Source organism: Bacillus sp. LQ01 (genome assembly GCF_057624735.1).
This window is the reverse complement of sequence record NZ_JBYEZL010000002.1, coordinates 100,724-112,861: the sequence shown is the minus strand read 5'-3', so window position 1 is coordinate 112,861 and position 12,138 is coordinate 100,724. Positions and strand designations below refer to the sequence as shown.

General features: G+C 36.5%; 15 protein-coding genes. 10 read left to right on the top strand and 5 right to left on the bottom strand.

Annotation, left to right across the window (positions count from 1 at the left end):
• Positions 1-162 precede the first annotated feature (162 nt).
• From AC22L0_RS12920 to AC22L0_RS12905, 4 genes are all read left to right on the top strand, one after another.
• Complete coding sequence (locus AC22L0_RS12920) at positions 163-996, top strand: ABC transporter ATP-binding protein (RefSeq protein ID WP_000959746.1); 834 nt, start codon at positions 163-165, stop codon at positions 994-996.
• 18 nt (positions 997-1,014) lie between these two features.
• Positions 1,015-1,695: a hypothetical protein gene (locus tag AC22L0_RS12915; RefSeq protein ID WP_000457775.1), complete on the top strand. Its 681-nt coding sequence runs from the start codon at positions 1,015-1,017 to the stop codon at positions 1,693-1,695.
• A gap of 24 nt (positions 1,696-1,719) precedes the next feature.
• Positions 1,720-2,394, top strand: coding sequence for an aspartate/glutamate racemase family protein (locus tag AC22L0_RS12910; RefSeq protein ID WP_061654612.1), 675 nt, complete (start codon positions 1,720-1,722; stop codon positions 2,392-2,394).
• 155 nt (positions 2,395-2,549) lie between these two features.
• Complete coding sequence (locus tag AC22L0_RS12905; RefSeq protein ID WP_087967198.1) at positions 2,550-3,851, top strand: PepSY-associated TM helix domain-containing protein; 1,302 nt, start codon at positions 2,550-2,552, stop codon at positions 3,849-3,851.
• 37 nt (positions 3,852-3,888) lie between these two features.
• Here the strand turns inward: AC22L0_RS12905 and AC22L0_RS12900 are convergent, their stop codons facing one another.
• Positions 3,889-4,953, bottom strand: a complete 1,065-nt coding sequence (locus AC22L0_RS12900) for a tetraprenyl-beta-curcumene synthase family protein (RefSeq protein ID WP_070757014.1) — start codon at positions 4,951-4,953, stop codon at positions 3,889-3,891.
• Between the two features lie 40 nt (positions 4,954-4,993).
• Positions 4,994-5,797: an alpha/beta hydrolase gene (locus tag AC22L0_RS12895; RefSeq protein WP_000267424.1), complete on the bottom strand. Its 804-nt coding sequence runs from the start codon at positions 5,795-5,797 to the stop codon at positions 4,994-4,996.
• Between the two features lie 74 nt (positions 5,798-5,871).
• Here AC22L0_RS12895 and AC22L0_RS12890 point away from each other — a divergent pair, with 74 nt between their 5' ends.
• The 3 genes from AC22L0_RS12890 (at position 5,872) to AC22L0_RS12880 (ending at position 8,216) form a co-directional block, all read left to right on the top strand.
• Positions 5,872-6,384 carry a gamma carbonic anhydrase gene (locus AC22L0_RS12890; protein ID WP_000640186.1) on the top strand — a complete coding sequence of 171 codons (513 nt, stop codon included), beginning with the start codon at positions 5,872-5,874 and terminating at the stop codon, positions 6,382-6,384.
• 143 nt (positions 6,385-6,527) lie between these two features.
• Positions 6,528-7,061 (top strand): phosphatase PAP2 family protein, encoded by a 534-nt coding sequence (locus tag AC22L0_RS12885; RefSeq protein WP_000868592.1) that lies wholly within the window; start codon positions 6,528-6,530, stop codon positions 7,059-7,061.
• 12 nt (positions 7,062-7,073) lie between these two features.
• Positions 7,074-8,216 carry a glycosyltransferase family 4 protein gene (locus tag AC22L0_RS12880; protein WP_087967196.1) on the top strand — a complete coding sequence of 381 codons (1,143 nt, stop codon included), beginning with the start codon at positions 7,074-7,076 and terminating at the stop codon, positions 8,214-8,216.
• Positions 8,217-8,497: 281 nt separating this feature from the next.
• On the opposite strand, the gene AC22L0_RS12875 is transcribed toward AC22L0_RS12880, so the two are convergent.
• Positions 8,498-9,100 carry a molybdenum cofactor guanylyltransferase gene (locus tag AC22L0_RS12875; protein ID WP_000030834.1) on the bottom strand — a complete coding sequence of 201 codons (603 nt, stop codon included), beginning with the start codon at positions 9,098-9,100 and terminating at the stop codon, positions 8,498-8,500.
• Positions 9,097-9,606, bottom strand: coding sequence for a MogA/MoaB family molybdenum cofactor biosynthesis protein (locus AC22L0_RS12870; protein ID WP_000117124.1), 510 nt, complete (start codon positions 9,604-9,606; stop codon positions 9,097-9,099). The genes AC22L0_RS12875 and AC22L0_RS12870 overlap by 4 nt, the downstream gene beginning before the upstream one ends.
• A gap of 236 nt (positions 9,607-9,842) precedes the next feature.
• On the opposite strand from AC22L0_RS12870, the gene AC22L0_RS12865 reads away from it, so the two are divergent.
• From AC22L0_RS12865 to AC22L0_RS12855, 3 genes are read left to right on the top strand one after another with little or no spacing between them, the layout of a single operon-like run.
• On the top strand, positions 9,843-10,022 hold the full coding sequence (locus AC22L0_RS12865) for a hypothetical protein (RefSeq protein WP_000424800.1): 180 nt from the start codon (positions 9,843-9,845) through the stop codon (positions 10,020-10,022).
• A 6-nt stretch (positions 10,023-10,028) separates the two neighbouring features.
• On the top strand, positions 10,029-10,208 hold the full coding sequence (locus AC22L0_RS12860; RefSeq protein ID WP_000473617.1) for a hypothetical protein: 180 nt from the start codon (positions 10,029-10,031) through the stop codon (positions 10,206-10,208).
• A 20-nt stretch (positions 10,209-10,228) separates the two neighbouring features.
• Complete coding sequence (locus AC22L0_RS12855; RefSeq protein WP_000464120.1) at positions 10,229-10,753, top strand: GNAT family N-acetyltransferase; 525 nt, start codon at positions 10,229-10,231, stop codon at positions 10,751-10,753.
• A gap of 41 nt (positions 10,754-10,794) precedes the next feature.
• On the opposite strand, the gene metK is transcribed toward AC22L0_RS12855, so the two are convergent.
• Positions 10,795-11,994 (bottom strand): methionine adenosyltransferase, encoded by a 1,200-nt coding sequence (metK, locus tag AC22L0_RS12850; protein ID WP_000163123.1) that lies wholly within the window; start codon positions 11,992-11,994, stop codon positions 10,795-10,797.
• Between the last annotated feature and the right edge of the window lie 144 nt (positions 11,995-12,138).

Here is a 12,138-nt window from a genome sequence, read left to right as displayed (position 1 = left end):
TTTCGATATATCTATCATAACTTACAATATATCAACGATTTCTCGGATATATCGACGATTCGACAAAACATAACAAAAAAAGACGTGCACTCACTGCACGTCTTTTTGTTATTCTCCTATATAATGGATATATACACTATTTAAAGAAAGAAGGATAGAACTTTGCTAGTAGAACTAAGGGGAATTCAAAAGAAGTATAGCAAATCACTTATACTAGACAACATTGATTTATCCATTCCAGAAGGAGAAGCGCTCGCTATTATTGGCGGGAACGGGACTGGAAAAAGTACTCTGCTCAAAATAATTGCAGGATTTATTTCACCTACGGCAGGGACACTCAAAAGAAAAGAACATATACAAATTGGTTATGTACCTGAACATTTTCCTGAAGGAATTCGTTTTACATTAGCGGATTATTTATTTCATCTCGGCTGCATTCACGGCTTATCAACAACATATTTAAGAAATAAAATTCCGATGCTCCTTGAGACTTTCCACTTACATCATGCAAGACATTCCGTTGTACGAAACTTTTCAAAAGGTATGAAACAAAAAACAGGTATTATGCAAGCATTACTTACGGACGTCCATTTATTAATTTTAGATGAACCGCTTTCTGGGCTCGATCCTAACTCTCAGCAAGAATTAGAACATATTTTACTCTCATTAAAACAACAAGGTATATCTATACTCTTCACATGTCACGAAAAACAACTATTAGAAAACTTCGCCGATAGAATTGTGACGTTAGCAAATCATACAATTGCAGAAAATACCTCTGCACAAAAAGTAGCGGAACAGGTCTATATTGAGGCAATCGTTCACGACACATTTTCAGCAATAGAACTACAAAAGCAATCCGGTTTTATACACGTTGCACACAATGCAAATCAAAATCTTATTCAATTACAAATCGAAAAAGAATATACAAACGAAATACTTCAGTTTTTATTACATAAAAAAGCATCTATCACACTGCTACAACCTAACTTTTAAATCGAAAGAAGGTTTATTATGTTTGCGCTTATTCGTTACCATTTTCTCGACTATACAAAATCATATAAGTATGTCCCTCCTATTGCGATGTACTTTGTGAGCTTGCTTTTTGTATATACATATAAACCGACTCCTATTGTACCGACATATTTAGAAACAGCTCTCGCGCTTTATTTATTATCTGCCTGGATTACGGTCACAATTTTTCATACTGAAGACCCTGTACAAGAACAAATTACTATTTCTCACACAAATAATATTTCCGCATTATATGTTGGTAAATATATTACAGCTCTTCTCATTTGTACTGTATTATCTTTTATATCCGTAATCTATCCAATTATTTTGCAAATGTTTAATGAAAAAATGACAGTTTCTTTATTTCTAGTCGGATTTCTCTCTCACATGTCTTTCTCTATACTAGGAATTTCAATCGCAACATTATTTACTAGAAATATGATTCAAAAAACAGGCACTGCTTGGCTTAGCCTTACCTTTATATTGCTTATAACGATCGCATCTATCCGGTTTAAAAAAGAGTTATTATGGTTTTTACCACCTGTCGAAAGCTTTCTAATGCTTGGCCAATACAAATATAATATACTGACTCACACACTATGGCTCACAGCTTGGGCTATCGTATATTCATTTTTATTATTTACCTTATTTCTTTTTATCGTTCGCAAAAAACGTTTTTAATTACATATTAAAGGAGACGACACAATGATCGGAATACTAGCAGGAATGGGGCCAAAATCAACTGGACCATTCGTCGATACAGTTGTAGCAGGGTGTCAAACAATATACGGAGCAAAGCATGATATGGACTTTCCTCATATGATGATTTATTCATGCCCAACACCGTTTTACATGGATCGCCCTATTGATCACGAAGCGATGAAAAAAGCGATTATTGAAGGAGCACAAAAACTTGAAAGTACTGGCGCAAGCTTTATCGCTATGCCGTGCAATACGGCGCATCTTTATTTTGAAGAATTACAGCGCTCTCTTTCTATCCCGATTTTAAATATAGTCGATGAAACGTTACAAGCAATTCCTGAAAATATAAAAAGAGTCGCTCTTCTCGCAACAGAAGCAACTGTTCAATCTAGGATTTACCAAGATGGGATTACAAAGCGTAATATAGAATACATTCATCATGAAAAATGGCAGGAAAGCATTAATCAAATTATTACTTGCATTAAATCTGGAGAGATTGAAGAAGCTCGCGAATTGTGGAATGCGCTCGTTTTACAATTGAGAGAGGAAGTTGATACGGTAATTATCGCATGTACTGATTTGAATGTTGTGGCTAGTGAGGATTTTGTTGATTCTTCTCAATGTCTTGCGAAAGCGGTTGTTAGGATGTACTTATCAAATATAAAGAGATCTTCATAAACATAAAAAACACTCCTTCTAAAATGTGTTTTCTGTTTAATAAAAATCCCACAAACTTTTAACTTTCTTCACAATTCTTTCAAAGTAATCACACTTAATCTCGCTATATTAAATAAGTAGTTATTCATATAGGGAAGGTTAGGGGAACTGAAAGTATGAAAGTAAATCGTTCGCTTCATTACATTTTTTGGCGTTGGCATTTTTATGCTGGGCTTTTTATTACGCCGCTTCTTATTACGTTGTCACTAAGCGGAATTGGGTATTTATTTCGGGAGGAAGTTGAAGATTTCATCTATAAAGATTTATATTTTGGGAAGAGCGCCCAAACAGAATCTATTTCGATGGCTGATTCTATTTCCTTAACAGAAAAAAAATATCCACATTATAGCGTGGCGAAAATTAGTGAGTTTAATGGGGATTATAATACGAGACTTACGATTACAAATGAATATACAGGGCAACAAAAGTATGTGTATTTAGATAGCAATAATCAAATTGTCGGAGATCAAAACGCAAGTGAAACGTTTGCCAATATAATGCGGGAATTACATAGTTCTCTTTTAGTTGGTGGCACTGTCATCAACTATACTGTAGAACTTGCGGCGTGCTGGACAATCTTTTTAATTGTAACTGGTTTGTATATGAGTATACGACAGTTCAAAAACACACCAGCATCCAATAAGCGAGAAAAAGCAAAACGACGTCATTCTATTATCGGTATTATATTTACAATTCCACTCGTTCTGCTAGTCGCATCTGGATTGCCATGGTCAGGATTTATGGGTAACCAAATTTATAAAATTGCGTCGTCGAATGAATCGCTCGGATATCCGAAATTGTATATGGCGCCGCCTGAATCAAAGGTAAAAGAATTGCCATGGGCAACAAGAAAAGAAGCTCCTCCTGAATCGGATTCAAATGAACCGAAAGCTATTTCTGTCGATGAATTACAAAAAGGAATTGAAATAAAGAAGCCATACGTTATCTCACTACCAGCTGATCCGAAAGGTGTATTCACTGTTTCGAAATCGAGCGGTTCTGGTATTACAGGTATGCATGTTGCACCAAATGAAGAGATAACAGCTTACTTTGATCAATATAGCGGAAAGCTTATTTCCAAAACGGACTATCGTGATTATGGATTACTTGCACAATGGTTCACTTACGGCATCCCGCTTCATGAAGGACATTTATTTGGATGGCCAAATAAAATATTATGCTTACTAACAACATTATCTCTACTACTTCTTATTTATTACGGAGTAAAAATGTGGTTAGCAAGAAAGCCGAAAGGAAAATTAGCAGCACCTCCAAAACAAAGAGATAAGAACAGTATATTCGTTTTCTTTATCATGATGGTTATACTGGGCGCTGTCATGCCTTTATTTGGATTATCTGTATTAGTGATTTTTGCGATTGAACTTCTTATATATGTATTTTCAAAAATACAATCATAATGAAAAGAAAACCACTCTACATGAGTGGTTTTCTTCATCACTGCGCTGTTTTCTTTCGGTACATCTTCCCGTTCCAATAGAAGAATCGTGAAGTGAGGCCTCCGTACTTTACAATGCGCCGTGCCATTTTGTGCATATTCTTTTGTGCCGATACTTTTTGATCTGATAAATAAATACCAAGTAACCCTCGGCTTATAAGGCGATGAAACTTCGCATGAGGCAAATCACCAATGCTCTTCTCTGCTTCTTCTACAAAGTGTTTCATCCGATCTAATATCGCTTGCTCGTTTTCGTAATAACTACAGAAATTCAAATCTCCGCCTATACGGTCTTCTTCTTGATCAATGAAATAATCCAGCAAAATGTGAAGTCCTTGTACGTAAGGGAAGTATCCTTGTCTAATTTTCGCAATATCTTCGTCATGTAATTCATCATGAAATGCATATGCGACAAGACAGAAAATTCCAAGTGTAGAACCGGCACATGCTGAAAATTCAAACCAACTCATCTCAGGTAAGTTTTCTTTATGTGCTTCAAACCACGTTTGTAATCGTGGTTCTCTTTCTTCTAATTTTACATGTTTATGAATTTGTAAATCACAATAATAACAAGCAAGTTCATGAAGAACAGGAGCAATTTTGTCATAGTGCTTCGTTTTCTTTAAAACATCTTGGCATGTTTCAACAAGTTCATCTAAATAACCACCATCATCTTGATCATCACGATAACGATAATAATTACCGCCGCCTTCTACTTCAGGTGATAATGCCATTAACATCGATTCATGCAGTGCGGCAAAATCATTTGGATCAAGTGATGTACTGCGATCACATAAATTATCTAAATAGTCGCTGATCGTTTGATACGCTACGATAAAACGAATACATTCTTCTCGGTGTTCATTTGCTAGCAGAGCTAAAATGCCACCGCCCTCACAATGAAACGTTTTATGCTCAATACTTGCGATTGCCTGACTATGAAGCTCATCATTCGGAATATGGTAGGCACGCTCTTTCCACATCGCTAGCTCATGGTGTACAACCGGAAACACATCACGGTATACTTTCGCCATGAGCGTTATGGGATTACTCGGTACGTTCACTTCTTCCTTCATCTCCTCTATTAAATGTACAAATAATGATTTATTTGTTTGTTTTTACTATATTATTGACATGCATTTCAGTAAATGACTGAATATAACTCAAAATTTCATCACGCTCATACTCATTTAATAGCTCGTGATAACAATTCGGCCATTCTTTAAAAGCCTTATCACTTATTTTAACATTATCAAACCAAGTGCGGACACGTGTTTTATCTACAAGTTTATCCTCACAAGCTTGCATTAGCAAGAGCGGAACATCTGGAAAATCATCTATTTTTTTATGAGCAATTTCGATAGACTTAATCAATTCACTATACCAACGTACTGATACTTTACGCAAGAACAAAGAATCATTCTCCATTGCATCTCTCACTTCATGGTTACGTGTTGACATTTCCACCGTAAGATTCGTTGCAAATTGCAATTTTGGAGCCACAACATTTAATATTCTTGAAGCAAATTGAAGCGGGGCAGAGGGTCCAGTCACTACCCCTAAACAAGGCGAACTCAAAATAATACCTTCTACATCTTCTCTCTTCGTTTCTTGCATCATACGAATGACAATAAGACCACCCATACTATGACCGAATAGAAAAATAGGTAACCTATACTTTCTTGCTTCTTTCACCCATAATTTAACTTCCTCTATGTATTCATCAAATGAGTCAATATGTCCTCTATTTCTTGAAGTCGTTCCATGTGACGGAAGATCCCCCATCACGACGTGGTAGCCGATATGATTCCACATTTCCGCAACGGCTTCGTAACGTCCGTGATATTCCATTGCGCCGTGCACAATAACAATGACCGCTTTTGCTTCCTCCGCTTCATAATTCCACATACGGCTCTCCTCCATTTCACTCTTTCTCATAATTTGATACACTAAAACTAGTCTCTAGGAAAGGAAGACTTTACATGATATATCCTTACAAAGAAAAAAAACCGAAAATTGCGAGTAGTGCTTTTATCGCTGACTATGTTACGATTACAGGCGATGTTTCCGTTGGCGAGGAATCAAGTATTTGGTTTAATACAGTCATCCGTGGTGATGTGTCACCGACAATCATTGGAGACCGAGTAAATGTACAAGACCAATGTACACTTCACCAAAGCCCGCAGTATCCTCTTATTTTAGAAAACGACGTAACAATTGGGCATCAAGTCATTTTACATAGTTGCCATATTAAGAAAGATGCTTTAATTGGAATGGGATCTATTATATTAGATGGTGCTGAAATTGGCGAAGGAGCTTTTATCGGCGCTGGAAGCCTCGTTTCACAAGGAAAGAAAATTCCACCAAACACGTTAGCTTTCGGTCGTCCCGCGAAAGTCATTCGTGAATTAACAGAAGAAGACCGTAAAGATATGGAGCGTATTCGCACGCAATACGTTGAAAAAGGTCAATATTATAAATCATTACAGAAGTAAATTTCCGCTGCCATAAGATTGGCAGCTTTTTTTATATAAAATCTAACTTTTTCTTTACAAAACATTATTACTCCCTCAACAAAATCTTATTAAAATAAAAGCTAATATCTCCATATATATGTAGATGAGGGAGGAGAATTTTCATGAAGGTCAGTGGGTTATATAAAATAGAATGTTACATTTTCAGAGGAATTAACCGCTACTTTGATCAAAAAACATTAAATATCTTTTTCAGCAATATTACTCATATCGGTGGCGCGACTTTCTCCATCGCACTCACACTTTTCTTTTTAATTTTCGCAAAGGGAACTTTGCATCAAGCTGCAATTGCAACTGCTATTTCGTTAGCAATTAGCCATATTCCTGTGCAAATATTAAAAAGGTGGTATCCGCGAAAACGTCCTTATTTAACAATTCAGGATGCAAAATATCCAGTCCATCCATTAAAAGACCACTCTTTCCCGTCTGGTCATACAACAGCCGTTTTCTCTGTCTTCATTCCATTTATTTGCTATAATCCAAGCTTACTTGCTTTCCTATTACCCTTAGCATTATGCGTCGGTATTTCACGTATTTATTTAGGACTTCACTATCCGTCAGATGTATTCGTCGGTATGTGCCTTGGCACTTGCTCTGGCATCATCTCTTTTTATCAATTCATCCCACTTTTCACATAAAGGAGTGATATGATGAGAGTCGCCATTTTTACCGATACTTTTACGCCACAAGTTAACGGGGTTGCGAAAACGTTAGAGCGATTAACACAATATTTTCAGAAAGAACAGATCTCCTATTCTGTTTTCGCTCCTCAGCATACAGCTGAAGATAATTTTGTAGCGAATGTGAATAAGATGAGAAGTATCCCGTTAACAATATTATATCCAGAATGTCGTTTTTCTTTTCCTACTCCGCGCATTAAACGAGAACTACTTTCCTTTAAACCTGACATTATTCACATTGCCACACCTTTCAACATGGGACTTTGTGGATTGTATTATGCAAAAAAGTTAACCATCCCAGTTGTCGGTTCTTATCATACTGATTTCGATGCCTATTTACGTTATTACAAAATCGAATTCCTCTCCAATATGCTGTGGAACTATTTAAAATGGTTTCATAGTCATATGCAAAAAAATTTTGTACCTTCCTTTGAAACATTACATCAATTAAAAAACAAAGGCTTTCAGACCCTCTCTATATGGGGACGTGGTGTAGATTGCACACTCTTTCATCCTGCTTACAATACAGACCTATTCCGAAAAAAATATAATATTACAGCGAAGTATGTCCTTTCCTATGTTGGACGAATTGCTCCTGAAAAAGATATTGATACGCTGCAACACCTTATCGTTAAAACAGCACATACTCGAAACGATATTCATTGGCTCATTGCAGGAGACGGTCCTCTAGCAACAAGTTTACGTGAAGCTGTTCCGAAAACAAATATCACTTTTACTGGCTATTTACAAAGTGCAGATTTAGCTGAAGCATATGCTTGTTCTAACATAATGGTGTTTCCATCAGCTACTGAAACATTCGGAAATGTCGTACTTGAATCACTCGCATGCGGTACACCTGTCATTGGTGCAAGTAGTGGCGGGGTTAAAAATATTATTACAGATGGAAAAACGGGAGTTCTTTGTCCGCCTAAAAATGAAGATGCATTTCTATCATCCATTTATTTTTTATTACAAAATGAAGAAAAACTTGAGCAGATGGGAATAGCAGCTTCATCTTTTGCGAAATCAAAGAGCTGGGATGAGATCTTTCGCGGTTTGCTTAACCAATATGAAGAAGTCCTGCAGCATAACGCATCAGAGTTGCTTGCTTAAATAGAAAAACTCCCTTCAAAAAAACGAAGGGAGTTTATTACATGGTCATAAATTTTAGTTTAATAAATGATACATAAGGTTAAACATTGTTTTATTTCTATATTAATTATATCAAAAATAAACATAACTAAACAGACTTGTAATAAAAACCCATAAAAATTAATATATGGTTATACAGTATTTTAAACTGTATAATGATTTTAAGAATTCCCCTTAAAATCAACTTACTCACATACCTTTATACAGCAATTGTTCCCCAATTCTGTATATCAAAAAACCTTTCATTCATTTGAAAGGTCTTTTTGAGCCTGCACATATTCTTCTTTCGTATTTACATTTATAAACCAATCCGCATTCGCCTGTACATCTTCTCCAGAAACATACTTCACATTACATAGTGATAAAAGCTGGCCCATACTTCTTTTTTCTTCCTGAAGTAAAGCATAAATCTTTTCTTTCACGCGGTTATGATACGCCGCAAGTAGCGGTTGTTTTCTTCCATTAATAATAGGTACAACCGCATCATATTCATTGCTCGTTTGCTCTAGTAAAATGGCAAACCATTGATGCGAAACGTTTGGTGCATCGCAAGGCATAATAGCGTACCAATCTGCTTCTATGTATTCCATACCTGATACAATGCCCGCAAGCGGTCCATTTCCTTTATAGTGCGGGATATCTTCTATAACAGGAACTTGTACGAATTGCTCTACTCGCTCTTTTATATCAGTATGGCTAATTACTACAATGTCTTGCAAAGTAGTTCCCATCACTTTCACAATATGCTCAACAAAAGTAGTTCCCTTCCAAATTGCTAACGCTTTCGGCTCACCAAATCTACTCGACATACCGCCCGCTAATACAATTCCAGCACACTTACTCATTGGCGATGCAGCTCAAATGTAATATGGCCTAATTCCGGTAAAATTAATTTATTCATCGCAAGTCGAACCGCTCCGCTAGACCCTGGCATCGAGAAGACTACTTTGCGCCCAATTGTACCACCAATCGCTCTACTTAACATTGCGCTGCTTCCGATATCTTCTAAATAACTAATCATACGGAACAGCTCACCAAATCCAACAATTTCTTTATCTAATAACGCTGATACTGCTTCAATTGTGACATCACGTTTCGTAATACCAGTACCGCCGTTTGTTAATACAACATCTACATCTTCCTTATGATAACCAGCTAACACCGCTTGCTGAATACTTTCTTTATCATCTTTTACAATTTCATAAGAAGTTACTTTATGTCCCGCTTCTTTTAACAATTCATGTAATAGTTGTCCGCTCTTATCTGTTTCTTCCGTACGTGTATCGGAAATCGTAACAATCTTGCAACGCACTTCTTTTGGAGCTTGTTTTTTATGTTCAGTTACACTCATTTTTTATCTTTCCTTTCTTAAAGACTTTTCTTCATTTTATCATACATACCTTTACACAATTATGTATGAAGCCAATCATGCGCCATGATACAATATAAGTATACTAACCCACAAAAAGGAAAGTGTACTTTCTTATACTCCTAGACTACACATCTTTAGCTACTCTTTATATTTTCTACATAATAGAATTCAATTTTAAAACTTGTACTAAAAAATAAATTGGAGGTCTACATAGTATGGAACTTTATAAAAAATTAACAACAACATTTATCCTCTTATTCATCGCTTCAATCACTGTCGGCTTTTCCTTAAAAGGCGCAATTCCATACGCTACATTAGTAAGCATTATATTCGCGACACTATTTTTACTAAGTAGTGCCTTTTGCGCAAGTAAAGCACGTCAAATGAAAGGTTGATTACATATGTTCAAAAAGAAATCAATCTTTTGTAAATCATGTAAAACAGAAATACAAACGTATGAAAAAGCGTGGATTCATATGCCCTTTCCGGCGAATGGCATGACGAATATGAAAAAGTATATTGAATTAGAAGGACAAATTTATTGTAGTTCGTGTGTTGAGATAATGAACAAAAACCAGTAAATACAAAAGGGGTGTTTACATTGTTTGAATCCAACCGTATCCAGTTACGAAAGTTTTCCGAAGATGATATTCTAACATATTATAAATGGCATAATGATATAGACGTTATGAGTTCAACTACACTCACTCTTGATAAATATTCCTTTCAAGACACAGAAAAACTTTGCCGGCAATTTATTCATTCTTCGAACTCTAAGAGCTATATCATTGAAGAAAAAGCTACGCATCTTCCAATTGGTATTACTTCTTTAATTCATATTGATTCGTATAATCGAAACGCTGAATGCATTATTGATATTGGTAAAAAGGATTACTGGGGGCAAGGTTATGGGCAGGAAGCTTTAACCCTATTATTGGATTATGCATTTTTAGAATTAAATTTACATCGCCTTTCTTTACGAGTATTTTCCTTTAACGATAGAGCAGTTAAATTATATAAATCACTTGGTTTTCAACATGAAGGAACTTGTAAAGAAGCTATATTCCGCAACGGCACTTGGCATGACATTGAACTCTTCGCTTTATTCCAACGTAATTATAAATAAAAAAAGCTTTGCGCTCACCGCGCAAAGCTTTTTTTCATATATTATAGACCAGCTTGCTCTTTTAAAGCTGCAGCTTTGTCTGTACGTTCCCATGATAGATCTACATCAGTACGTCCGAAGTGGCCGTAAGCTGCTGTTTGTTTGTAAATTGGGCGACGTAAGTCTAACATTTTAATAATACCAGCCGGGCGAAGATCGAAGTTGTTACGAACTAGTTCTACTAGTACGTCTTCAGATACTTTACCAGTGCCGAATGTATCAACTGAAATTGATACTGGTTGTGCTACACCGATTGCGTATGCAAGTTGTACTTCTGCTTTTTCAGCAAGACCAGCTGCTACGATGTTTTTCGCAACATAACGAGCTGCATATGCTGCAGAACGGTCAACTTTCGTTGCATCTTTACCAGAGAATGCACCGCCACCGTGGCGAGCGTATCCACCGTAAGTATCAACGATGATTTTACGTCCTGTTAAACCAGCATCACCTTGTGGTCCACCAATTACGAAGCGGCCAGTTGGATTAATGAAGAATTTCGTTTCTCCATCCATTAATTCTGCTGGTACTACAGCTTTAATTACGTGCTCTTTTAAGTCGCGATCGATTTCTTCCCATGTAACATCTGGGTGATGTTGTGTAGAAATTACGATAGTATCAACACGTACTGGTTTACCATTTTCATCATACTCAACTGTAACTTGCGTTTTTCCATCTGGACGTAAGTATGATAATGTATCATCTTTACGTACTTCAGTTAAACGGCGAGCTAATTTGTGAGCAAGCGAGATTGGAAGTGGCATTAATTCTTGTGTTTCATTACATGCAAAACCAAACATTAAACCTTGGTCTCCTGCACCAATTGCCTCAATCTCAGCGTCAGTCATTTGACCTTCGCGTGCTTCTAGCGCTTGGTCAACACCCATAGCGATGTCAGCAGACTGCTCATCGATAGATGTTAAAACAGCACAAGTTTCTGCATCGAATCCGTATTTTGCGCGTGTGTAACCAATGCCTTGAATTGTTTCACGAACGATTTTCGGAATATCTACGTAAGTAGAAGTCGTAATTTCCCCCGCTACCAATACTAAACCAGTTGTTACAGTTGTTTCACAAGCTACACGTGCATTTGCGTCTTTTGATAAGATCGCATCTAAAATTGAATCAGAAATTTGGTCACAAATTTTATCTGGATGTCCTTCAGTTACAGACTCAGATGTGAACAGATGACGTTTTTTTGTCATGTGGTAAACCTCCCTACAGTAATTGTATATATTGTACGGAACTCATCCTTAATTTGCCACAAACTGCGACATACATTTATTCTCCCACACAAGCATACAGAAAAACCTTTCCTACTTTACATAGAGGAAAGGTTTAATTTGCTA

Coding starts and splice junctions, on each gene's coding strand:
- AC22L0_RS12865 (WP_000424800.1), top strand. CDS start 9,843: ATGGAACTTTATAAAAAATTAACAACAACATTTATCCTCTTATTCATC.
- metK (WP_000163123.1), bottom strand. CDS start 11,994: ATGACAAAAAAACGTCATCTGTTCACATCTGAGTCTGTAACTGAAGGA.
- AC22L0_RS12885 (WP_000868592.1), top strand. CDS start 6,528: ATGAAGGTCAGTGGGTTATATAAAATAGAATGTTACATTTTCAGAGGA.
- AC22L0_RS12910 (WP_061654612.1), top strand. CDS start 1,720: ATGATCGGAATACTAGCAGGAATGGGGCCAAAATCAACTGGACCATTC.
- AC22L0_RS12870 (WP_000117124.1), bottom strand. CDS start 9,606: ATGAGTGTAACTGAACATAAAAAACAAGCTCCAAAAGAAGTGCGTTGC.
- AC22L0_RS12880 (WP_087967196.1), top strand. CDS start 7,074: ATGAGAGTCGCCATTTTTACCGATACTTTTACGCCACAAGTTAACGGG.
- AC22L0_RS12895 (WP_000267424.1), bottom strand. CDS start 5,797: ATGTGGAATTATGAAGCGGAGGAAGCAAAAGCGGTCATTGTTATTGTG.
- AC22L0_RS12915 (WP_000457775.1), top strand. CDS start 1,015: ATGTTTGCGCTTATTCGTTACCATTTTCTCGACTATACAAAATCATAT.
- AC22L0_RS12890 (WP_000640186.1), top strand. CDS start 5,872: ATGATATATCCTTACAAAGAAAAAAAACCGAAAATTGCGAGTAGTGCT.
- AC22L0_RS12905 (WP_087967198.1), top strand. CDS start 2,550: ATGAAAGTAAATCGTTCGCTTCATTACATTTTTTGGCGTTGGCATTTT.
- AC22L0_RS12860 (WP_000473617.1), top strand. CDS start 10,029: ATGTTCAAAAAGAAATCAATCTTTTGTAAATCATGTAAAACAGAAATA.
- AC22L0_RS12875 (WP_000030834.1), bottom strand. CDS start 9,100: ATGAGTAAGTGTGCTGGAATTGTATTAGCGGGCGGTATGTCGAGTAGA.